Origin of the sequence: Pelagicoccus sp. SDUM812002, assembly GCF_031127835.1 — a bacterium.
In the GTDB taxonomy this organism is placed as follows: domain Bacteria; phylum Verrucomicrobiota; class Verrucomicrobiia; order Opitutales; family Opitutaceae; genus Pelagicoccus.
Genome location: NZ_JARXHX010000001.1, coordinates 299,597 through 323,010 on the forward strand (window position 1 = coordinate 299,597; position 23,414 = coordinate 323,010).

The window sequence follows — 23,414 nt, forward strand, 5'->3', positions numbered from 1 at the left end:
TTTCCCAGGCTTTTATTCGACAAACGAGAATTCCTAGCTTGTCGGTAACTTCGGTCTGTGAAAAGCCAGATTTTTCCCTAGCCAAATCTAAAATGGCTGAATCTTTGCTTCTCAACATCTGATGTTCGAAGTCTCTGCTCCACATCAATTTCTATACATTAGGAGTATTTTCATCATTCTCGGAACATCAAGAACCAGTTTTCAAAGTCACTTGTATTGACATTAAACAAATTAACTTTGGCTAATCTACAAAAACACTACGTACAAGGTAAGGGCAGCCGCTACTACGACAACACCCCAAATTTTAGCTGATAGCGAGTAAGCCGGTACAATATCCCCCCCCTAGCCGTTTAATCGTTATTCCGCTAATCTTCTTTCATGTCTACTGAACGAGGAAAACGTTACACTGAAGACCAAAAGCAAGAGCTCCTCGAGCTCTTCCGCCAAAGCGGAATGAACGCCTCGCGTTTTTGCAAGGAGATGAAACTGAGCTATCCGACTCTCAAACGCTGGCTCGGTCCCGCACCGACTAAGTCCGTGCAGTTCGTCGAGATCGCGCCCCCCCGCTCCGAAGACGGGCGATTGAGCGTAGCGTTGCCAAACGGACTTTGGGCGGAGTTTCCACTGCTTGCCGACAAGTCGACCATCGCATCCTGGATACGGGAATTGAAGACATGCTGAGCTTTTCCTCCGCGGTTCGCATCTACCTAGCCGTGGAACCGGTGGACATGCGCAAAAGCTTCGACGGGCTCTACGCCGTCGCTGCCGAGCAACTCGGCGAGAACCCGATCCATGGAGGAATGTTCGTCTTCTCCAACAAACGTCGCAACCGCCTCAAGATTTTGTTCTGGGACGGAACCGGCCTGTGGGTTCTGGCGAAGCGTTTGGAGAAAGGGGGATTTACCTGGCCTCGAGGCGTTGACGCGGCCAGCGGCAAGTTGCGACTCAAGAGCGAAGCTCTTTCGCTTCTTCTTGGCGGCATCGACCTCAAGGACGGCATGGCCAAAGCCTGGTACGAACGCTGAAGAAAACGGTTGAACTCTATCGCGTATCCTCTATTCAGATACGCGATGCCTCCGATCGAAGATGTCCTCAACGAGAACGCCAAGCTAAAAGGGCGTGTCGCCGAGCTGGAGGCTCAGATCGCGTGGTTCCGTCGCCAGGTTTTCGCGGGCGGAAAGTCCGAGAAGGTGGACTCGAGCCAACTTGACCTGCTGCTTGGAAAACTGGAGGAAGCCAAGGCGATCCAAGCCGAACCGGTAAAGGTATCCTACGAGCGCAAAGCGAAGACTCCGCGCAAGTCTCGCGAAGAGCTTTACGGAAATTTGCCCGTCATGGAGGAAAGCGTGATCGAACCGGAGGCAGTGAAGGCGGACCCCGGCGCCTACGAACGCTTAGGAGAGGAGGAAACCTTCGAAGTGAAGATCGATCCCCCTCGCTTCTACCGCCACCGCATCGTCCGTCCGAAGTATCGGAAAGTTGGCGACAAGGCTGCCGCTCCGGTAGCAGCCCCAGCTCCGCTTCGCGTGGTCGAAGGCCTCGCCTCGAACGACCTGCTCGCATACGTGGCGGTCTCCAAGTTCCTCGACCATCTCCCCCTCTACCGCCAATGCTCGATCTACAAGCGGCACGGCTTTACGGTATCCCGCCAAAACTTGGTTCGCTGGGTCGAGAAAGTCGCCCAATGGCTAAAGCCGATCTACGATCAAATGAAAATCGAGCTGCTCGAAAGCGACTACGTCCAAGCCGACGAGACTCCGATATCGTATTGCGATCCCGACTACGGGGAAAAGAAATCCAGAAAAGGCTTCCTTTGCGGCCTTTCCAGGCCCGGGGGCGACGTGTGGTACAAATGGAGCGCCTCGCGTAGCCACGCTTCGGTGACTTCGCACATCTCGGGCTTCGCGGGAGTGCTGCAAGCCGACATGTACCAAGCCTACGTAGAGCTGGAGAAAGGCGACGACGGCATCGAGCTAGCCGCGTGCTGGGCGCACGCCCGGCGAAAGTTCCACGACGCGAAGGATCGCTTCCCGCGCGAATGCGGCATCTACCTGGGGCTCGTCGGAAAGCTCTACGCCGTGGAGAAGGAAATCCGAGAAGGCTCCCTCTCGCCGGAATCGGCCAAACAGCTTCGCCAATCCAAATCGACGAATACCCATGCGCGCATCCGACGCGTATTGGAAATATTGAGACATCGCAGCCTGCCGAAAAGCGAGATCGGAAAAGCCTGCGACTACTCGCTTAAGCACTGGGGTTATTTGTCTACCTATCTCGACCATGGGCAGGTAGCGATCGACAACAATGCCATGGAGAACGCGATCCGCCCTACCGCGGTCGGCAAAAAGAACTGGCTCTTCGTAGGACATCCCGAAGCCGGAGAAAGAGCGGCAATCCTCTACTCGATCCTGATCTCCTGCCAGTGCCTGGACATCCAGCCTCTTGAATACCTTCGAGATGTCCTCGGCCAGGACACTCGAACTTTGCCGAAGCAAGATCTCAGAGATCTGACTCCGGCCAACTGGAAGAAGTCAAGATCAGCCTAGGCGGTGGATTTTGTACCGCTTACGGTAGCGAAGCCTCGAGCTCAATTGCGTCGACCCTTGGCATCTCCACCGACTCGGCAAGTGGGCTGATTTTTGTGATCACAAATCCTTGGGCCATTACAATGAAAAAGCACAAGGTCATACGGTCTAAAAAACGCCATCTCGTCCGAGTACCACAGACCGGCGGAAACGAGCCAACCACCTAAGAACCATTTGAAGCCGCCGTAGGCTAAGACATTGGTCGCTATACCCAGAGCCCCGAAGTAACGCGGTGTACGAGGAGAGAAAAAGCCGATGATAAAAACCGCTAATATGCCCGGCGAGATAACCCCCTGAAACTCCTGAATGTATGCGAAGATGCTCTCGAACTTGTCCAACATCGCTGCGAGCACTACAAAAAGCACAACGAAAAACTTTCCTACCTTTACAAGCTTCTCCGGATTCTTCTCGCCTGTGAACTTTGAATACAAATCCATCGTGGCAATCGTCGAAGCAGAATTCAGCATGGAAGCCAACGAACTGATCACAGCACCGGTAAGCGCGGCAAGAATAAACCACGAAACCAAAGGCATCGGCTTAATCAAGTTCCTAACCAAAACTGAAAACACCCGGTCGCAATCATAGCTGCCCGTCTCTGCGTTGAACAAATCCCCTCTGAAGAGATTAAAGGAAGTTATTCCTGGAATAACTACAAGAAACGGAATCAGAAGTTTTAACCCAGCCGGAAACACGATCCCCTTTTGGCCTTCAGCCAATGACCTCGAACCTAGCGTTCGCTGCACGATATACTGGTTGAGCCCCCAATAGAAGAAATTCGGAATCCAAAGACCGATCAAAAGCGCTATCCAAGGAATATCTGAATCCTCCTTGGGGCGGATCATGTGTACTTTGCCACCAGAGCCATTCTCGCCGTTTTGGACAACTGCTTCGCCCTCAAGCCCATCGTTGAGCAAGATAAAGCGTTCCCACGCCGAGGCACCTTCCAGATCAGCCTCCGTTATGCTCGAATTCGCCACCTTGGTCCCGATCAACTTTTCCACAGGCTTCGACTAAAGCACAGAAAAGGTGAATAGCATGATCAAAGCTCAGCACACGATCAAGGCCACACCCCAAACGAGATCCGTCCAAGCACAAGCCTTCAAGTCACCCACAAAAACATATACCGCCGCGAAAAGCGAAATCAACCAACAAACTGCCGACAGATTGTTCAAGAGCGGAATATCGTTATAATACTCCGAAACAAACTCGCCACCTGAGTAGATTACCGAAGATGTCACGACGAAATCAAAGTCACGATCGCTGGGATCGCCATCGTCAAACGAGCCACGCACCGAACTGGTACTCCCAAAACTCAGGAATAGTATATAGTCTGGAAGACAAAAACTTCGGCAAAAACCAGAATACCACCACCAACAAATGTCAAAGCCGCCAACCATTCGTAAGATGCGATCGCCATGCCCAACCAATTTGCCGCCGAACCCGACATGACCCACGAACTGTTCTGTGGAAATGTTGGCAGCAATCAAGGATAATCCAACCAGCCACCACGTCAGGCCGCGCCCCGCTAAAAAGTAGTCACTAGCGTCGTCACTCGATTCTTCCACCGAGGCTCTCCCCTTGTAGATACCGATAGCTATAACACCAACAACGGCGGTGATGAAAAGTACAGCTTCTAATACTAACATTTTTATATAGTATTCAACATTCAGACAGCATTCCCTCTAAGCATGGGAAAATTCAAACAATGGATTACGAACGATATGACGAGGTACGCGTATGGATACACATACACTTGTTCTAATAGATCTCGTTACTGATTGGCCCCTTGGTGGCTCGGGTTCCCTCTTCCTCGATCATATCTCCAACCCAACCACACCGAAGATTCGTGATAGCATCCGGCTGGTACTTCCGCACCATTCCCATAATCCCCAAAGCTTTGCTGCTCAAGGCTTCCTGCCCTCACAATCGCTCTGGTACCGGCCATTCGTTTCCACGATCAAGATACTTCCCGGGTTCGTAAAAAATGCGCCATCAGCGTCGGAGCCTTCTTGAGCGAGCCAACCGCCATCCCCAAAAATGTAGTCGATGCGACCGTAGTACGTCTGCAGTTTGCGAACACTGACATAATTCTCCTCCCTCATCACCCGCGCACTTTCCTTGTTCGAGGGATCCTGTTGATAGCCGAACTTGTTGGCCTTTATATTCTCGCCAGTCACGTCGAAAAATCCTGGATCCCGCCAATTGAACGGAGAATAGTAGAAGCCCACCTTGAGCCCGGAAGCTCTCACTGCTTCGACGTATTCGGCGAGCAAATCTCGTCCGAGGGTCTGGACGCTCGTAATCGAATTCGGATGAGGACTATCGAACAAGCAAAAACCATCATGGTGTCGGGGCGTCAGGCACATCCATTTCATGCTGGCCTTCTTCGCGAGTTCCGCCCAATAGCTTGGATTGAATGCCGCAGTGCGAAAGTACTCCGAATTCTCCTTATCAGTCGCGTATTGAAAATACTCCTCCTCCGTGAGCCCTTGGTTTTCCATAAACCACTCTCCCTTACCAGGCCCAGAACAGCCCCTCAGTGTATGAACATGCCAAAATAGCCGACGAGTATCCACTTCATTTACTCATTCGATTGCTGGTAATCCCCTATCGGTCACAAACGTTCGAGAAGGTGGCATGGGAGGTCTTTCCCCCAAACGGGAAAGCTCGCAGATTCAATTAGAAACGCAATTTAAACGGAAGCTGCGGCCCTTGAGAAATAGCGGTTCACTTTTATAGAAGTTATTTGAAGCTTAAGGTTGCGGAGTAACGAACTCGTTTCGATAAGGAGGGACGACGATGCTATGAATCAGTCAATCCCGCTAACGCAGATCGCAGAAACGTTCTGTATCCATAAATTGCGATCACCACAAAGCAAAGAAAGCTCAGTAGGAAAGACAAGCGGATCGATGAAAGCGGAGCAGACAGGTTTAAATCGACATTCGCTCCTTGCAACGGAGGTAGAAAAGATCCTCCGCCAATGGCCAAAATCAATCCCGCAGCTCCCAGTTTGCTGTCTTCACCCAAACCGCTGAGAGCGATACCATAGATCGTCGGAAACATGAGAGACATACAGCCGGATACGCCAATGAGACAATACAAGCCTAGCATCCCCTGCAACAGCACGACACCAAGAATCAAAACGCCACCTCCCATTGCCAAGTAAAACAAGAGACGCCCGGGAGAAACGAACTTCAACAAGCATGTACACACAAAACGACTACATACGAATATCGACATAGCGACGATGTTGTAGCCCTGAGCGTCGGCCTTGCTCATCCCTAGCTCCTCCTCCGCATACTGAATGACGAATGTCCAACACATGATTTGAACTCCAACGTAAAACGCCTGGGCTACCACTCCCTCCAAATAGGAACGATTCGCTATAAGCCGCTGCAAGGTTTGCCGCACGGAAAGGCTGTGCCGCATCCCTTCTGATTGATTGGGCACATCCTTGAAAAAGAAGATTGCGAATACCAAAAAAACAACGATACCCAAAGCGACATAAGGAGTCACCAACACTCCTAAATCCCTACCGACAAGAGAGCTGAACTTCTCCGGTTCAGTCATTCGCAAAGCCGCCCGTTCTTCGTCCGTCGAGCGGGAGAGTTTGGCGAGTATCGCGTGTTGCGCCACAAGCATTCCGAATAGCGAACCTGCGGGATTGAAGGCTTGGGCCAAGTTCAATCGACGCGTCGCAGATGCGGGATGACCGAGAGAGAGAATATAGGGATTGGCACTTGTCTCCAGGAACGATAAGCCGCAGGTCATCACGAAGTAGGCTAGCAGAAACAGCTTGAACTCCTGCATATCGGCAGCGGGAACAAAAAGGAAACAACCAATCGAATAGATGCCTAAACCAAAGAGGATGCCCAATTTGTAAGAGGTTTTAGTGACAAGAATCGCAGCTGGGACCGCCATCAGACAGTATCCTCCATAAAATGCGAACTGAACCAGCGAACTCTCAAAATTGCTCACCAAAAGAATGCTTTTGAAGGCCGACACCATGGGATTCGTGATATCGTTAGCGAATCCCCACAGAGCGAACAAAGTGGTGATCATGCAATAAACGACGATAAACTCACGACCAACAAGGGGAGTATGGCTTATACTTTTTTTTCCCATTGGGTAATTTTGAATACATCCTGAACCAAAACTGTCTCGACAAGGATGACCAATGCCAAGTATGTCTATTTTCATTCCCCTCTGCCATAGACATCCATGACCAAACATGGATAAATCGATCTACTAAATGACCAATACCCGTGCCCCTTTTATCAAAGTCTGGGAAAGTTTCGCGAAATCGCTAAACTCGGCGGAAATCCTATGCGTTTCTTGAAGAGACGAGAAAAGTGAAACGGATCCTCGAAGCCTAGCATTTCGGACACATCCTTTACCGACCCCACCCCGGAGTTTAGCAAATGAAACCCTCGGTTTATTTTGTGATCAAGAAGCACATAATAAGGAGCTTTGCCAACGAAACTACTTATGACTAGTGAAAGATGCCCCGAACTAATGCTCAGTAGTCCAGCCCACTCACTTACGCTTTGGATCGATGCGAAATCCCTTTCCAACACCGACAACGCTCGCTCAGCCAAATGTGCGCCTTGCGGTCTATTCGCCCGACTTACACCTGCCTCTAGAGCAAGGGCGAACAAAGAATTGACGATACATTCCAGAGAGCGAGTGGAAAACCGCGAACTCCGCTTAGCAACGACAACCAACTCCCGATATAGAGCCTCCAGTAAATCGACTCGAGCGGTACAGTCGTAGATGCCATAGCAGTCATTACGAAGAAACGTCTCTTTAGCGTTTCCTTTTATGAGAACGAAAAACACCTTTTGCAAAGGGAGTGTGTGAGACGTTCGGCAAACCACATTTTCGTTCGGACCATAAATCCAAGCGAAGCCACGCCGCACCTCCTTACTCGATTCCCCGAGGCTCACGACACCCTCCCCACGAAGAACCAATTCGAATACTGGCAAATGAAAACCGTTTGGCATCACTTCTTCGTACTCACGCGAACAAGCCTCGAATCCATAGGCCCAAACCGATCCGCCTGCTGTAGTGAAATTTCCATACGCCGAACTAGACGTTTTAGTAGACACTGAGATTTGCAAAGCACTGTTCATAGTCGAGTAGAAATAACAATTGGATAAAGAGAATGGTTTTCTCCTTTTCAAAATTGGGTTTTAAATGCGTTCGAACTCCACCACTATGCATCCTCTTTCTTCGCGTATTCAGATGGCGTGACACCGAACTGCTTCTTGAAAGAAGCACTGAAGTAGCTGAGCTCTTGATAGCCCACGTTTTCGGCTATTTCCGACACGGTGTATTTGCCTGTCTTCAAACCAGCTGCAGCCAGCTTCAGGCGTACGCTCCGAATAAAAGCATTTGGCGACATATCGGTCACAGCCTTCACTTTGCGATAAAGCGTCATGCGACTCATGCCAAGAGACTCCGCGAAGCGCTCCACGTCGAATTGCGTATTTTGAAGGTTGTCCAAGACAATCTGCCGCGCCTTTTCCAAAAATACGCGGTCTTTATCCTCCACAACCGCGCTGCGTGGAATCAAATCAATCACCCTGGCGGATTCCGAAAACATCCTTCGCAAGCGCTCCCGCGCTGAAATCAAATTCTGGATACGGTTCTTGAGGATCTCGACATTGACCGGCTTGCCGACGAAATCGTCCGCTCCCAGCTCTAGACTCGCCAGCTCGTGCCGCGGCGTTTTATGGGCCGTCAACATGACGATCGGGATGTGACACGTCGCCTCGTTTTCCTTAAGCCGACGGCAGAGCTCATTGCCGTCCATGATCGGCATCGCGACATCGGAGACAATCGCGTCGGGCACTTGCTCCAATGCCAATGCTAAGCCTTCTTCCCCGTCTCTCGCTTGAATCACGAAATAGTCGTCTCCGAGCTCCGACACCAAAAAGCCGCGCACATCGTCGCTGTCGTCTACGACAAGCAAGGTCATTTTATCCTGCGAAGATTCATTGGAGTCCTCTTTCGTGTCACCCTCATGGCTGGCCGGGAGAGACCCCGCCGAGCTCTCAGCATTCGATCCATTGCGGATCGGCAATTCGAGAATGAAACGAGAACCGCTGACTCCATCTGCCAAACATGGACTTTCCACACTTATCTCGCCTCCGCAAGTTCTCGCCAAGCGCCGCGCTAGAGCCAAGCCAATTCCCGTCCCCCTTCGCTTTATCAACCTTGCCGAGCTCCCCTGCACGAATGGTTCGAATACGCTCTCCTGTTCCGCCTCGGAAATCCCAGGTCCTTGATCTTCCACGATGAGTTCGAGTCCATCTTCCACCTCCACATGCAGCCTCACGCAAACAATCCCTCCTTCCGGTGTGAACTTGATCGCGTTGCTCAGCAGATTGCTGAGGATTTTCTCCAACTTGTCATAGTCCAGCCAAGTGATGTAGCGGTCGATGTTGCTGGAAAAGTCCAAGGTCTGCCCCTTGTCTTCGACAAGCGGTTGATGCAGATCTAGCTCATGGCGGACGAAGCGCAGCAGATCGTCCTTCACCCGCAACTCAGGCATCTTCGCTGACTCCGACTTTCTGAAGTCCAGCAATTGATCCACGATATGGTTCATCTTTCTGGCATTCTTGAGAGCCAGACTAAGCAAGGCGTTGGGCAAATGGCCATCTTGCTTGGCGACCAATCGCTCCAGTGGTCCGATGATCACGGTCAAAGGCGTTCGCAACTCGTGCGATAGGTTCGTGAAGAATTGAATCTTAAACTCCTCGAGCTCGATGATCCGTCGTATCCGCTGCCTTATGATCGTGTAGATCGATGCAAGCAGCGCCAACGACACGATGCTCGCCAAGCCAATGAACCAAGGCCGTTTCCACAATGGCGGGACGACTACGAATTGGGCGAGTGCATGCTCCACGCTTTCATTCCCATCCCCATCGCGAACGCGCACTTCGAACTGGTGCTTTCCTGGTTCTACCCGCAACAAAATGGTCTCGGTCTTTCGGTCGTAGCTGGACCAATCTCCACGGTCCAGACGAAACGAATACTCAAGCTGCTCGCTCGACGTCCTCGTCCAGCGATCAACGCCTTTCCAGCTGAAATAGGGATAGCCGGGTTCCGCCAAACGCGGCTCGTAATCCAAAATCTCGATACAGGGGGCTCCCACCTGCTTGCGATAGCGAATAGTACGAAATCCGCTGCCCCGATTCGATTCGGAATCCTTGGCGACTTCCGTTCGAAAATACCAATCTCGATCACCGAAATTCAGCCAAAGCGACCCGTCGCGCGATTGCTTAAGCGTGCCGCTTTCCCGATTGATGGCAAAAGAAGAGGGAAACAGAGCGTCGGTCCAGGATTTGCCGTCAAAGTGTCCTACTCCCTCGTCCGTCGCTACCCAAATGTGTCCTGGCTTTGAAAAGTCCTCCTCCAAGTAGACCACCTGATTGCTGACGAGGCCGTCTTCCTCTGAGAATAGCGTCCAGTTCGCGCCCGACTTTCTGGCGACTCCTACGCCGCCAATGGCCAGCCATAGGTCACCCCTTGTATCCTTCATCAAATGATCGATCCAAATATTGTTGAGAAAACTGAGGTCCGTAATGGTTTCCGTGTGCCCGTTTTCTTGATGCTTCAGCAGTTCTCCACCTAACCAAAGCTCAGTGGGCGTCACCTCGGCGATCCCCACCACTCTCTGGTCGATCCATCCCTCTCGCAGTCTACGAGACCGGTACTGTCCGCCCTCCTTTCGGTAGGCCACGATACCTCCCGTCGAATCATTTTCCTCAAAGGGCAAATTTCCGACACCGAAGAGCACCGTCCCATCCTGCAACTCCCGGGCCGAAAGATAGCTAAAGCGCGTCCCGACCTCGGCGTGAATCCGTCGCTCCCAAAACGTTCCATCCCATAATGATACTGCCGCTCGCCCGGAGTGGGATCCCAAGGCCCAAAGTACCCCGTCGCTCGAAAGGAACAAGGCGGACGCCGAATCGATCACTCCATCCTCGGCATCGAACGCGACCCATTCGGATCGACTGGGATCGAAGCGAACTGCCTCACCGCTCCGGCTCAGAAACCACTGCATCCCGTCTTCGCCTTCGCATTGGAAATGAAGGCCGTAGAGGGAATCCCAAGACTCGTTCGTCATATCGATTTTGAAAGTCGTGTCTCCTCGAGCGCCCATCACGAAAGCTCCGTCTGCCAAGTTGACCAAGAATGGAGTACTCGAAGGAATCTTGTATTCGGGATGCCTCAGCTCCTTCCAGCCATCACGCGCTTCCACTACCAGAGAATTCCGAGTATGGATAAGCAAAGTACCGTCCGAGGCCTCAATCAGATCCTCATGCTTGTGGCTATCCATTTGGCTCGATACACGATCAACCACTTTCCAAACGTCCTGTTGGGCGTCGAATCGCAAAGGAGGACAATCCGGCAATGAGTTCACTGCCCAGAGTTCACCGCTTCGTCGCCAATAAAGCATCGTCTTCTGAGGTTTCCTGCCTGGCGTCGTATCATAAATGCGCCACGTATCGGAATTTTCGAGCAAGCTCGGATCGTCTAAGGAGCAGGAATACACCCGGCCATCTTCGAGCGTGCTGAGCCACAACCTGTTTTGATTGTCAATGACGACACTGGTCACCGCATGTGGCACAGACCCGAGCAAGGTCAACCTGCCTTGTGAAATGCGGGCGAGGCTCGATTGAGCGCCGAGCAGAATGTCGCCTTCCCGAGTCCATGCCGCTCGAATGTTGCGCGTGCGCTGCTCCCCAGGATAGGACAGCATCTGGCTCCAACCGCCCTCCTGTGTCCAAACGAAAAGTCCAGTTACCGTGTTGACATAGACGGCACCCCAATCCGATGGCATCACGCAAGTCGGCAAGCCAAAGCCAGCCACGTCTCCATAGGGATGGTTTTGATACTCGACACCATCATAACTCGCCAAGCCGGTCGTCGTCCCCATCCACAAGACCCCCTTCCCATCCGCAGCGGCGCAGACAATTGGTTTCCCTTTGAGCGACTCCAAGGAACTCCAACGCCAAGGCTCTTCGATTGCAGAGCCTCGGTCCGGCTCGTAGTCGCGTAAGCATAGGGCCCCCTGCACGAATAGACAAAGCGACACGAGGATGAGGAGAGCAAAGCGGACTATACTAGCAATTGGGGACACGCGAATGGGCGGGGGTTCAATCACCAAAAAGGTCAGCGCCAAACCGCTGTCCAGACATCAAATTTCAAACAGCAAACTAAGCGCTTTTTCAGTCCTTTTTATATAGCTGAAAGTCATGGCTTTACAAATCGCGATACAATTTCCCCAGGCTTTTGTTACATATTTGATAACAAGATTCCTAACAATTCGCTATTCTGCCGAGTCCGTCTTCGCACAAGAAATCCGCATTTTCCTGCGTCGATATCAAAAAACACAGAAATAGCAGCTTACAGATCATTCGACGGCCTAAAACAAAGCCTAAAGAAAACCCAAGATGAATAGCCCCTTTAAAACACCATCCCAGTCCCTGCTATGCATTGCCCTTCTCGCTTGCTCGCATGCACTGGCCAACGGAGTCCGCCACGAGTGGGAAGATCCTGAAATCTTTCAGATCAATCGCGAGGCGCCGCACGCGTCCTTCACTCGCTATCAGAGCGCCGAGTCAGCTCTGGCCGACCGCAAGGGAAAGTCGGACTACGCCCGCTGCCTGAATGGAGATTGGCAATTCAATTGGGTCCCAAAACCAGCAGACAGGCCGGCCGGATTCTACGAACCGAGCTTCGACGCTACCGGGTGGGGCAGCATTCCCGTCCCTTCCAATTGGGAACTCGAAGGCTACGGAGTACCTATCTACACGAACATCGTATACCCATTCCCCAAAAATCCGCCCTTCATTGACCACTCGGACAATCCCGTGGGCAGCTACCGCCGTAGCTTCTCGGTTCCCAAAAGCTGGGACGGACAACGTGTCTACCTGAGCTTTGGAGCGGTCCGCAGCGCCATGTACGTCTGGGTCAACGGGAGCTTCATCGGCTACAGCGAAGGCAGCAAGACCGAAGCGGAATTCGATATCACCGAGGCCCTCCAACCCGGTGAAAACCTGCTCGCGGTCCAAGTCTACCGCTGGTCCGACGCGAGCTACATCGAAGACCAAGACTTCTGGCGACTGAGCGGCATCGAGAGAGACGTTTGGCTCTTCGCCACCAACCCGGCTACGCTGACCGATTTCCGCGTAGTCGCCGACCTCGACAAAAACTATCAAGACGGACTCTTCTCGGGACAACTGCTGTTGACGAACAAAAGCGACGCAGAAGAAACGCTCTCGGTCGAAGGAACCTTGCTGGACGACCAGCAAAACGAAGTGCTCGCATTCGCGACTCGTGCCGTCATCCCCGCTCAGGACAAATCGGAATTCATCGTCTCCAAGGAAGTGCCGTTAGTTCGCAAATGGACCGCTGAAACGCCTGAGCTCTACACCCTCCGACTCAAGGTCACTCCCAAGAACGGAAAATCTGAATACACCTCCGCGCGCATAGGATTTCGCAAAGTCGAGATCAAGAACGCTCAGCTTCGGGTCAATGGAGAGCCCGTCTACCTAAAAGGCGTCAATCTCCACGATCACGATCCCGTGACGGGACACGTTATCAGCGAAGAGACCACGCGACTGGACCTACAGCTGATGAAACGGAACAACATAAACGCCATCCGCTGCAGCCACTACCCGAAGAATCCCTTCTTCTACAAGCTTTGCGACGAGTACGGTTTCTACGTGGTAGACGAGGCCAATATCGAAACGCACGGCATGGGAGCGACCAACCAAGGCGAATTCGACGAGTCGATACACCCCGCCTACCTTCCGGAATGGAAGTCCACCCACCTCGACCGCGTGCAACGCATGTTCCACCGCTCCAAAAACCATCCCTCCATCATCGTATGGTCCCTCGGCAACGAAGCGGGCAACGGCCAGAATTTCTTCGCGACCTACGACTGGCTCAAAGCCAATGACAGCACGCGGCCCGTCCAATACGAGGGGGCTACGAAATTCAGCAACACAGACATTCAGGCACCCATGTACTCATCGATCGAATACATCGAAAAGTACGCCTCGGAATCGCCCGAACGCCCAATCATTCTTTGCGAGTACGCCCACGCGATGGGCAACAGCGTAGGCAACCTCCAAGACTATTGGGACGCGATAGAGAACCATCCCGCCGCCCAAGGCGGCTTCATATGGGACTGGGTCGACCAAGGCATCTCCGCCCAAGCGGAGGACGGCTCGCCCTACTGGGCCTACGGAGGAGATCTCGAGGCCGAACACCTGCAAAACGACGAGAATTTCTGCCTGAACGGCATCGTCAACGCCGACCGATCGCCGCACCCCGCCCTCTATGAAGTCAAAAAGGTTTACCAGTACATTAAGTTTCGCGATTTCGATCCAGCAACATCCAGCGTCGAAATCCACAACGGATACGCATTTACCGACCTCTCCGAATTCGACCTTTACTGGACCCTTTCGAAAAACGGAATAGCAGTCGTCAAATCGAAACTCGCCTATATCGAACTCGCTCCCGGCCAGAGCAAACGGACTACCCTGAACCTCGACTGGGATCTTGATCCAAATTCCGAATACCAGCTCAAAATTTCCGCCCATACGAAAAAGGAAACGGTCCTCGTCCGCGCAAACCACCTCGTGGCCGCCGAACAATTCCAGATCGGATCCCACTCATTCGCTCGCTTCGAAGCTGAAGCTCCTGGCGACGAACTCTCTATTGAAACGCAAAGCCGCATCCAAGTGGTTAATCGCCACTTCCAGTTGGGCTTCGACGAGCAAACCGGCTTCCCCGACTCGCTCGTCTACGGAAACAAGCCAATTCTCAAAGAGCCGCTAAGTCCCAACTTCTGGCGAGCCCCCACCGACAACGACTTCGGCTATGAAATGCAAAAGGAGTGGCGAGTCTGGAAAACAGCAGGCGAGGAGCCCAAGCTCGTCTCCTTCGAATCGAAACTGCTCGAATCAGGCGCCGCATCCATCGTCGCCACCTACAAACTCCCGGCTGTAGACGCCTCATTAACAATTAGCTACTCCGTCAATCGAGCCGGCGAAATCTTAGTTAGGAACCGTTTAGAGAATGTCTCCTCGGACCTGCCTGATCTGCCACGATTCGGCAACAATCTCGTATTCTTCGATGACTTCGAAGAAGTCGCATACTACGGACGCGGCCCCTTCGAAAACTACCAAGACCGCAACTCGGCCGCTTTTGCAGCAGTCTATCGAAGCCCAGTGGAAGACCTTGGATTTTCCTACGCTCGCCCCCAAGAAAACGGCTATCGCACTGACTGTCGTTGGCTAGAGCTTGTCGACGCGTCGGGACAAGGCATCCGGATCGACTCTACCAATCGACTGTTCGGATTCAATGCTCGCCACCAATACGATTCAGACTTCGACCCTGGCTTGGAAAAGGCCCAACGCCATATGAGCGACGTCGAGCGTCGTCCCCTTGTCAGTGTAAACATCGACCACTCCCAGATGGGCGTTGGTGGTGACAACAGCTGGGGCGCAATGCCGCACCAAAAGTACCGACTCCCTGCCACGGACTACGAATACAGTTATATGATCAGTCCGATCTACTAAAAGTCCGACAGAACGACGGTATTTTACAGTCACTGAGAGAAAACATCACAACCTAATCGCATGTATATCAAAGAGTTATACGGATGTTACAAATTCGCAATCCAATTGTTACATCGTAGATAACGCTCGCCATTTAACATGTGGTAAGTTCACCCCACAACGAAGATGAATGAGACCTCTTACTTATTAGCTGGTCCGGACTCTTCGCTACCCACTGATTTCAGGTGTTAGCGATTTTCGCTCACACCTGGAGCAACACCCTGAAAAACACAAACCACAGACACCCTATGAGAATAACCCCGAATAATGGGTGCGGCCGAACCGCATTCTTGTCGTATACTGCCCTCGCTCTATCGAGCCTGATAGCCTCACCGTTCCTCCAAGCCCAAACAGACGAGGACGAAGAGATCTTCGAGCTTTCACCCTTCACAGTCAGCGCGGAATCAAACAAAGGTTATCGCGCCACCAGCACGCTCGCCGGAACGCGCCTCCGTACTGATATGAAGGACGTAGCCGCTCCAATTAGCGTATTCACTAAAGAGCTGTTGGAAGACCTCGCCGCGTCCAACTCTCAGGAAGCGCTGCTCTACTCCGTCAATGTCGAGAACGAGAACGAATACGCTCCCGACGACGGCGAAGGTGAAAGTGTAGCCTCCACCACGCAAACTCGAGTCCGCGGCATCGCCGCTGGCACCCCAACCCGCGGATTCTTCAAAACCAAATTCCGATCCGATCAGTACAATACTGAGACCCTAACCATTGCGCGCGGCCCTAGCGCCATTTTGTTCGGCCTCGGCAGTCCATCCGGCGTTATCGACTCTTCGACTTTGCGTGCCTTTTACGACGAAAAGCAAAGCGGCAGTGTCGGTCTTCGCACCGATAACAACGGTAGCCTACGCGGCAGCTTCGACCTCAATGTGCCCCTTATTGGGGACAAGCTCGCCGTACGAGTGGCGGGGATGGATCAAAAGCTTAAGACGTTTAAAGATCCGGAGTTCGACGACGAGCAACGCTACTACCTCTCCTTCACCGCGAACCCGCTCGAAAATACTCAAATTCGAGCCAGCTACGAAGACATGAGCGACTACCGCGTACGAGCGCGCTCCATCCTGATGCAAGATCGCATCACTTCGTGGATCGACGCAGGCAAACCGCTCTTTGACTACAGCACCGGGCTTTGGACCACCGACGACGGAGCAAGTTGGCAGGAGATGCCCGCCCTTTCCGGCTACGTCAACGACGGCGGGATAGGGTACCAGGACCGAGTCTACATGGCCGACGGCTACCTCGGATCCGACGAAACCGTACAAGCTCGAGTCTGGGAAAACACCGGTCTCTCCTGGGACCGTACACTACCTGTCCAACGCAGTTTCACAGACGACAGCATAGTGCCTACCGATACCAATTTCACCGGTCTGGCTTCAACCACGACTCTTAAGGGAGACATCACGAACGTAGTGGTCGAACACAAGTTCACCGATGACCTCTACCTAGAGCTCGCCTATAATAACGAAAACTACGATCGCGACCAACACGAAGGCATCCGCTTCGGACTAGCCGGGATCGAGGCCGACGCTAACTACTACCTTCCCTACGAGGTTGGCCAGACCGATGGCGACCTCGCTATCAACCCGAATCGCGGCCGCTACATGGTCGAGTCCGAATATCTTGGATACACCCAGCAAACAGAGCTGGAGGCAACTCGTGCTACCTTGTCGTATAATCTAGATTTCGCCAAAATAGAAAAAGGATGGCTCGGAAATCACAACATCGCCTTGATGTACCAGAAGGAATCCGAGGACAACTTCAAGATCAAGCGCCGCATGCTGAACCAAGGCGACTACTGGATCGGCGAATTCGACGAGGACGGCCTAAACAACATCAAGACGCGCTACTACCTCGATGTACCCGAACTAGGCGGAGACTCGGACGGAGTCGCCTTTCCTACCACATTCAAACCCGCTCCGTGGGACAACCTGATCGGATCTATAGCCGGAGACGGCATCCCCTCCATGACTCGCAGCGAAGTCGAAGGGAAGCTATTCGTAACCCAAAGCGCGTTCCTAGAAGGAGACCTCGTATTCACTTTTGGATACAGAGAAGATGAACAGAAATCCTACCGAGCTTCTTTTGGCGACCGCAATCCAGTCACCCAAGAGTTCATCGTTGATGGCATCGATCTCAACCCAGATCCTACGGTCCAAGCAGGCATCACTCGCAATCACGGCCTAGTCTACCACACGCCACTCGAATGGCTATCCCTCACCTACAATCGTTCCAACGCCTTCAATCCGCAGGGCAACTATCTCGATTGGAACGGAAACTCCCTACCTCCTGGATCTGGTCTCGGAGAAGACTACGGAATCAACCTAAAACTCTTCGAGGGGAAGCTACATGCGAAGATCACTAAATATTCCAACACATCGATCGATAACGTCGAATTTGACTGGTACTATGAAGAGCCCAAGTGGGGAGTCGGTGGTAACATGGATGCATCATGGGGAATGGTATCAGTCTATGCCGAGCGACTCGGTAACACCGAGGACATCCACATCGTGGAAGTGAACGACGACGTACGGGCCACTCGTGACTTCGAATCCTCAGGCTATGAAATGGAACTCTTCTATCAGCCTACCCCTCAGCTCGACATTCGATTCACTCTTGCCAAAACCGAAGCCGTCAATCTTCGCGTCGTTCCGCTCTTGCAGGAATACGTCGATGAACGCTACTCGACCTGGGAAAAGTATTTTGGATACCCCGCATGGGGTCAGTGGGACACAGACATGCCAGAGTGGAACGACGACTGGATCAATGATGCGAACTCCACAGGTTATGGTTTGCTCGAAGCTCTCAATCGCGTCGAAGAGTTCAAGGCATCAGAGGGATCCGCCACCACACGTGGACGGAAATGGCGTTCTAACCTGATCGCCAACTATCGTTTTCAAAATAAGCTCGAGCGTCTGTCCCTAGGGGGTGCAGCTCGCTGGCGCAGCGCCGACACCATCGGCTACGAAAGCATGGAAAATCCCATCAACCCTGCCGCTCCACGCCTCAGCGACCTAAGCCGCCCAATTAAAGGTTCCGAAATCTTCGAGATGGACGCATGGCTTTCCTATTCGATGCCGTTCACATTCGGACAACACGATCTTGATTGGGAAATTCAGTTAAACATCCGCAACCTTCTCGACGAAAGCGGTTTCGAACCCATCACAGTTTACACCGATGGAACCTATACCGCATACACGCAAAAGACCCCTCGCGAATTTATCCTATCCAGCAAAATCAGATTCTAGTAGCGGAAGATTCACAACAATAATAAGAGGGGACGCAACTGTCCCCTCTTTTAATATAAACCCTCAGATAGGACCGAGTTTAGTAGCGACCCACAATCTGGAAAACACGCAGACCCAAAGACCCAGCGTAGTCAGAAAACCTCCTGAGGCTCAGCATACTCCGTCATTCAAAATAGTTATCTACAATGAAACCCCTTCATATAATTCTAACCTGTTTCTCCATTCTTTTGACAAGTCCTGTCGCCTACGGCGAAAGCCGGGACTGGCATCTCATTTTCGCCGACGAATTCGAAACGGATGGTCCACCCAATCCAGATATCTGGAGTGCTGAAACTGGCTTTTCACGCAACGAGGAGCTGCAATGGTACCAACTCGAAAATGCTCAAGTAAAAGACGGGCATTTGGTCATCGAGGCTAAAAAAGAAAATATATCCAACCCCAACTACATTTCTGGAAGCGACAATTGGAAGCTCAATCGCCCCCTTGCAAACTACACCTCCGCCTGCCTAAAGACCTATAACAACTTCTCTTTTCAATACGGTAAACTAGAGGTCAAGGCACGCATCCCAGATCCTACTGGCATGTGGCCAGCTATTTGGACCTTAGGAGACGATCGACGATGGCCCGCCTGTGGCGAAATCGATATAATGGAATTCTATCTTTCTGAAGGCAAGCCCACGATCCTTGCAAACGCAGCTTGGCCAAGCGCGTCAATGTATCCACCGATTTGGGACGTTGTAAAAACCCCTTACTCGCATTTCCTCGCCAAAGATCCAGAATGGGGAGAAAAATTTCATATATGGACCATGGAATGGAATTCGGACAGCATTAGCATAAGTCTCGACGACGAACATCTAAACACGATTCCTATTGCTAACACGGAACAGCCGGACGGTTTCAATCCGTTTCACCAACCTCACTACATCCTGCTCAATCTCGCAATCGGAGCAAACGGCGGCAGCCCTTCGGAGACCTCATTCCCACAACGCTACGAAATAGACTATGTCCGAGTTTACCAACTCGAGGACAACGCTAAATCAGACTAAAAACCTTCTACTAATCGAATACAATCACCGCCAGTCTCATTTGGAATGATCAAACGCTTTGCCCCTATCTTCTACTTACTTCTGGTTGCCAGCATCACAGGTGCCGAGGATCATTCAGCAAGCAGCTACCTGCTTACTTCTTTTCGAGGCAACGGCGACGGACTTCACCTCGCCTACAGCCACGACGCCAAAGACTGGACCGACCTAGACACCATTTACCTCAGGCCAGAAGTCGGCTCCAAGCTATTGCGAGATCCTGACATAGAACTGGGTCCCGATGGAACCTACCACATGGTTTGGACCAGTGGCTGGAAGGATCTCGGCATCGGTTACGCCTCCTCCACGAACCTGCAAGATTGGTCGAAACAACGCTTCCTCCCACTCATGACCGACTTCGAGGGAGCAAAACTCTGCTGGGCTCCGGAGATCTTTTACGACGTTGAAAGCGAGCAATTCCTCATAGTCTGGTCAACTGCGGTGGAAGATGACACGTCTACAGAATACGAATACAGAGCTTATTACACCCTTACAAAGGATTTCAAAAGATTCACTCCTCCAAGCCTTTTTTTCGATCCGGGATTCAACAACATTGACACCACCTTACTAAAGCAAGGCGAGCACTACTATGCAGTCCTCAAGGAAACCGACGACCAGAATATAAAAGACTTCGGGTCTATCCACGTCGGTCGCTCAAAGGATCTGCTAGGCCCATACGAATTGCTTTCCGAAACTGTACTTAAGAAAGAACAAGCAGAGGGACCCACAATCATCAATACCGGTAACGAAACCATCGTCTACTTCGACTACTATGCCGATCACCACTATGGTGCTCGTGTATCCAAAGACTGGGCAAGCTGGCAGAACATTTCCGAAACGGTTGCCCTTCCTGAAGGCCAGCGGCACGGTTCAATCTTCCGGGCACCCGCTAAGCTCGTCGAGTCTCTACGCGCTCAAGCTGCTGCCGTCGCCCCTTCCCCAGTTCTACCTGAATTCACTGCCGATCCAGCTATCCGCGTCTTTGGCGACCTCTATTACATTTATCCGACCTCGGACCGTCCTTACTGGAACACTACAGAATTCGCCGTCTGGTCGTCGCCCAACTTGATCGATTGGCAAAAGGAAGGCATTATCCTCGATATCACCCAAGACGTCAGTTGGGCCAACAACAACGCTTGGGCACCGGATTGTATCGAACGTGATGGCAAGTACTACTTTTACTTCTGCGGCGAGGGAAACATCGGCGTTGCCATCGGCGAATCGCCCACAGGCCCATTCAAAGACGCGCTCGGCAAGCCATTCATCGCTAACGCCAATCACAAGACCTACACAATAGATCCCCACGCCTTCATCGACGACGACGGCCAAGCCTACCTGTATTTCGGCAACGGCACGCCCACCGTGTATCGATTAAATGATGACATGATCTCCTTCAATAGCGAACCGATCGAAATCCCGCTCAGAGAATTTCGCGAAGGCATCGTAGTCTTCAAAAGAGAGGGTCTCTACTACTTCATGTGGTCCATCGACGACGCACGGAGCCCCGACTATCGAGTTGGCTGGGGCGTATCCGAATCTCCATACGGACCTGTTCGAACTCCAGACAGCGAAGAGAACTTCATCGTCCTCCGACAAAACGGAGCCGCCAAAGGCACCGCCCACCACAGTATTGTCAAAGTCCCCGGAACCGACCGGTGGTACGTTGCCTACCATCGCCACGCCGTTCCCGGCGGAGGTGGATACAAACGCGAAACCTGCCTCGTTCGCATGGAATTCGACGACAGTGGCAATATTCTACCCATGGATCCCATGTCTACGCCCTTTGCTCCAAACTCAACAGGCGAACCAATCAATTAGCCAACCCTGAAAATCAACCATGAGACCTCTGCTCTTCCTCGCTTCATTCGGGCTTGCCTTGTCGACTTCCCTAAACGCTTCCGAGCCTATTTCAGTCGATCTTAAAGTCCGCCTCAACCAACCAGCGAAAGCGATTAGCTCGAACCTGTTTGGCATCTTCTATGAGGATCTCAACTACGCTGCAGACGGCGGACTCTACGCAGAGCTCGTTCAAAACAGGTCGTTCGAATATTCCGCCTTAGAGCAACCAGACTGGAACGCCCTCTCCTTTTGGGAGGTCTCGCTCGAAGGCGACGGGCAAGCCACCCTCATCGTAGATGGCGGACGCCCTATCCATCAAAACAACCCTAAGTACGGTGTATTCAAAGTCGAAGATCCCGGAGGGAAGGCTGCCATTCGCAATCGAGGGTTTAATGGAATTTCGATTGATAAAGGCGAATCGTACAATCTGTCCCTCTTCGCTCGCCAACTATATAAAGGAAACCGTTGGTCGCCTGATACTTTGGACGAGAAACCACTCGGGCTCCTTGCCCGACTTCTCAACTCAGAGGGTGAAACCATCGCCGAAGCGCCTCTACCCGAATCGGGCAATGAATGGTCAAAACTGGAAACAACGCTCGTCGCCAAAAAGTCCGCTATCGCGGGCCAACTCGAAATCATCGCCACTGAAGCCGGAGGCATCGCCCTTGATATGATTTCGCTATTCCCGAACGACACCTACCAAGGCCACCGAAACGGACTTCGCAAAGACCTAGCTCAAACCATAGCCGACACGAAACCGCAATTTATGCGCTTCCCAGGCGGATGCCTCGTCCATGGGAACGGAATCGGAAACTTCTATAATTGGAAACATACGATCGGGCCAATCGAGGAGCGCCGTGGCCAGCCAAACCTCTGGGGCTATCATCAAACAGGAGGACTCGGATACTTTGAGTATTTTCAATTTTGCGAAGACATGGGAGCCATCCCGATCCCAGTCGTCGCCGCCGCAGTCAGCTGCCAAAACTCGGGCCACACTGCAGGGAGCGGTCAAAGTTGTATCCAATTGGAAGAATTGGATCTCTATATAGAAGATATTCTCGACCTAATAGAATGGGCAAATGGTCCGGCCGATTCTACATGGGGCTCCAAGAGAGCCGCAGCTGGCCACCCTGAACCTTTTGGACTGAAATTCCTCGGGGTAGGAAACGAAGACAAGATCACGCCTGAATTCGAAGAGCGCTTTACCTTAATCTATGATGCCATAAAAAATGCCCATCCAGAAATCGTGGTGATCGGAACCGTAGGTCCGAGCCCGGACGGGACAGACTACGAGGAAGGCTGGCGCATTTCCAACAAACTGGACCTCGAAATAGTAGATGAGCACTACTACCAAAGCCCAGACTGGTTCTGGCAAAACCTCGAACGCTACGATTCGTACGATCGATCAAAAGCGACTGTATACCTGGGGGAATACGCAGCACACGACCAAGGACGAAAGCTGACTTTGCGTGCCGCTCTTGCCGAAGCCGCTTACATGACCTCGCTCGAACGTAACGGAGATATCGTTGGCATGGCTTCCTACGCTCCCCTTCTCGCCAAGCTCGGAAACACGCAATGGAACCCGGACCTAATTTATTTCGACAACCAAACCGTGTATCCAACGATCAGTTACGAAGTACAAAAACTATTTGGCCAATCGCAAGGAGACGAATATATCCACAGCGATTATACCGGCATCCATCAACGGTTTACTGCATCTACGGTTCGTAACAGTCAAACCGCGCAATTATATACGAAGCTGGTGAACGGCAGTGAAAATCCCATTAAGCTAGCGATTGATTTCGATACAGCAGCTAAGTTCACGACGGACGCTACGATAACGACGCTAACAGGAAACCCACTCGCAGAAAACACTTTCGAAAATCCGAATTCCGTCCAGACACACAGCAAGAAAGCGTCAATCATACAAAACCACTTAGACATAAACATGCCGCCGTACTCGCTCTTAGTAGTTACCGTCAACGGACGACCTGCCAAAAACTTCTCAAACTAAAA

The 23,414-nt window shown here is 52.0% G+C and carries 14 protein-coding genes; 8 read left to right on the forward strand and 6 right to left on the reverse strand.

All coding sequences use genetic code 11. From position 1 onward, the window contains the following. Window positions 1-378: 378 nt before the first annotated feature. The 3 genes from QEH53_RS01215 to QEH53_RS01225 are packed head-to-tail and all read left to right on the forward strand — an operon-like array spanning window position 379 to window position 2,543. Window positions 379-681: a hypothetical protein gene (locus QEH53_RS01215; protein ID WP_309021293.1), complete on the forward strand. Its 303-nt coding sequence runs from the start codon at window positions 379-381 to the stop codon at window positions 679-681. Beyond that, window positions 675-1,025 carry an IS66 family insertion sequence element accessory protein TnpB gene (gene tnpB, locus QEH53_RS01220; protein WP_309021294.1) on the forward strand — a complete coding sequence of 117 codons (351 nt, stop codon included), beginning with the start codon at window positions 675-677 and terminating at the stop codon, window positions 1,023-1,025. The genes QEH53_RS01215 and tnpB overlap by 7 nt, the downstream gene beginning before the upstream one ends. Before the next feature lie 45 nt (window positions 1,026-1,070). Next, window positions 1,071-2,543: an IS66 family transposase gene (locus QEH53_RS01225; protein ID WP_309021295.1), complete on the forward strand. Its 1,473-nt coding sequence runs from the start codon at window positions 1,071-1,073 to the stop codon at window positions 2,541-2,543. A 41-nt stretch (window positions 2,544-2,584) separates the two neighbouring features. On the opposite strand, the gene QEH53_RS01230 is transcribed toward QEH53_RS01225, so the two are convergent. From QEH53_RS01230 to QEH53_RS01250, 6 genes are all read right to left on the reverse strand, one after another. After that, window positions 2,585-3,583, reverse strand: a complete 999-nt coding sequence (locus QEH53_RS01230; RefSeq protein WP_309021296.1) for a hypothetical protein — start codon at window positions 3,581-3,583, stop codon at window positions 2,585-2,587. 45 nt (window positions 3,584-3,628) lie between these two features. Then, window positions 3,629-4,228 (reverse strand): hypothetical protein, encoded by a 600-nt coding sequence (locus QEH53_RS01235; RefSeq protein ID WP_309021297.1) that lies wholly within the window; start codon window positions 4,226-4,228, stop codon window positions 3,629-3,631. A gap of 258 nt (window positions 4,229-4,486) precedes the next feature. Beyond that, window positions 4,487-5,158 carry an alpha-L-fucosidase gene (locus QEH53_RS01240; protein WP_309021298.1) on the reverse strand — a complete coding sequence of 224 codons (672 nt, stop codon included), beginning with the start codon at window positions 5,156-5,158 and terminating at the stop codon, window positions 4,487-4,489. Between the two features lie 226 nt (window positions 5,159-5,384). After that, window positions 5,385-6,707: an L-fucose:H+ symporter permease gene (gene fucP, locus QEH53_RS01245; RefSeq protein ID WP_345785691.1), complete on the reverse strand. Its 1,323-nt coding sequence runs from the start codon at window positions 6,705-6,707 to the stop codon at window positions 5,385-5,387. A 152-nt stretch (window positions 6,708-6,859) separates the two neighbouring features. Continuing rightward, complete coding sequence (locus QEH53_RS24325; RefSeq protein ID WP_369426396.1) at window positions 6,860-7,714, reverse strand: helix-turn-helix domain-containing protein; 855 nt, start codon at window positions 7,712-7,714, stop codon at window positions 6,860-6,862. Between the two features lie 83 nt (window positions 7,715-7,797). Beyond that, a complete protein-coding gene (locus QEH53_RS01250; RefSeq protein WP_309021300.1) occupies window positions 7,798-11,733 on the reverse strand; it encodes an ATP-binding protein in 3,936 nt (1,311 codons plus the stop codon). Between the two features lie 313 nt (window positions 11,734-12,046). Here QEH53_RS01250 and QEH53_RS01255 point away from each other — a divergent pair, with 313 nt between their 5' ends. The 5 genes from QEH53_RS01255 to QEH53_RS01275 all read left to right on the forward strand — a co-directional run bounded on the left by QEH53_RS01255 (window position 12,047) and on the right by QEH53_RS01275 (window position 23,412). Next, window positions 12,047-15,184 (forward strand): glycoside hydrolase family 2 TIM barrel-domain containing protein, encoded by a 3,138-nt coding sequence (locus QEH53_RS01255; RefSeq protein ID WP_309021301.1) that lies wholly within the window; start codon window positions 12,047-12,049, stop codon window positions 15,182-15,184. Between the two features lie 287 nt (window positions 15,185-15,471). Further along, a complete protein-coding gene (locus tag QEH53_RS01260; RefSeq protein WP_309021302.1) occupies window positions 15,472-18,477 on the forward strand; it encodes a hypothetical protein in 3,006 nt (1,001 codons plus the stop codon). Window positions 18,478-18,662: 185 nt separating this feature from the next. Further along, entirely contained in the window at window positions 18,663-19,523 is an 861-nt protein-coding gene (locus tag QEH53_RS01265) for a glycoside hydrolase family 16 protein (RefSeq protein ID WP_309021303.1), read from the forward strand. Between the two features lie 45 nt (window positions 19,524-19,568). Then, window positions 19,569-21,377 carry a family 43 glycosylhydrolase gene (locus QEH53_RS01270; protein ID WP_309021304.1) on the forward strand — a complete coding sequence of 603 codons (1,809 nt, stop codon included), beginning with the start codon at window positions 19,569-19,571 and terminating at the stop codon, window positions 21,375-21,377. 19 nt (window positions 21,378-21,396) lie between these two features. Beyond that, window positions 21,397-23,412 carry an alpha-L-arabinofuranosidase C-terminal domain-containing protein gene (locus QEH53_RS01275; protein WP_309021305.1) on the forward strand — a complete coding sequence of 672 codons (2,016 nt, stop codon included), beginning with the start codon at window positions 21,397-21,399 and terminating at the stop codon, window positions 23,410-23,412. Window positions 23,413-23,414 lie beyond the last annotated feature (2 nt).

Coding starts and splice junctions, on each gene's coding strand:
- tnpB (WP_309021294.1), top strand. CDS start 675: ATGCTGAGCTTTTCCTCCGCGGTTCGCATCTACCTAGCCGTGGAACCG.
- QEH53_RS01235 (WP_309021297.1), bottom strand. CDS start 4,228: ATGTTAGTATTAGAAGCTGTACTTTTCATCACCGCCGTTGTTGGTGTT.
- QEH53_RS24325 (WP_369426396.1), bottom strand. CDS start 7,714: ATGAACAGTGCTTTGCAAATCTCAGTGTCTACTAAAACGTCTAGTTCG.
- QEH53_RS01255 (WP_309021301.1), top strand. CDS start 12,047: ATGAATAGCCCCTTTAAAACACCATCCCAGTCCCTGCTATGCATTGCC.
- QEH53_RS01225 (WP_309021295.1), top strand. CDS start 1,071: ATGCCTCCGATCGAAGATGTCCTCAACGAGAACGCCAAGCTAAAAGGG.
- fucP (WP_345785691.1), bottom strand. CDS start 6,707: ATGGGAAAAAAAAGTATAAGCCATACTCCCCTTGTTGGTCGTGAGTTT.
- QEH53_RS01270 (WP_309021304.1), top strand. CDS start 19,569: ATGATCAAACGCTTTGCCCCTATCTTCTACTTACTTCTGGTTGCCAGC.
- QEH53_RS01265 (WP_309021303.1), top strand. CDS start 18,663: ATGAAACCCCTTCATATAATTCTAACCTGTTTCTCCATTCTTTTGACA.
- QEH53_RS01260 (WP_309021302.1), top strand. CDS start 15,472: ATGAGAATAACCCCGAATAATGGGTGCGGCCGAACCGCATTCTTGTCG.
- QEH53_RS01275 (WP_309021305.1), top strand. CDS start 21,397: ATGAGACCTCTGCTCTTCCTCGCTTCATTCGGGCTTGCCTTGTCGACT.
- QEH53_RS01215 (WP_309021293.1), top strand. CDS start 379: ATGTCTACTGAACGAGGAAAACGTTACACTGAAGACCAAAAGCAAGAG.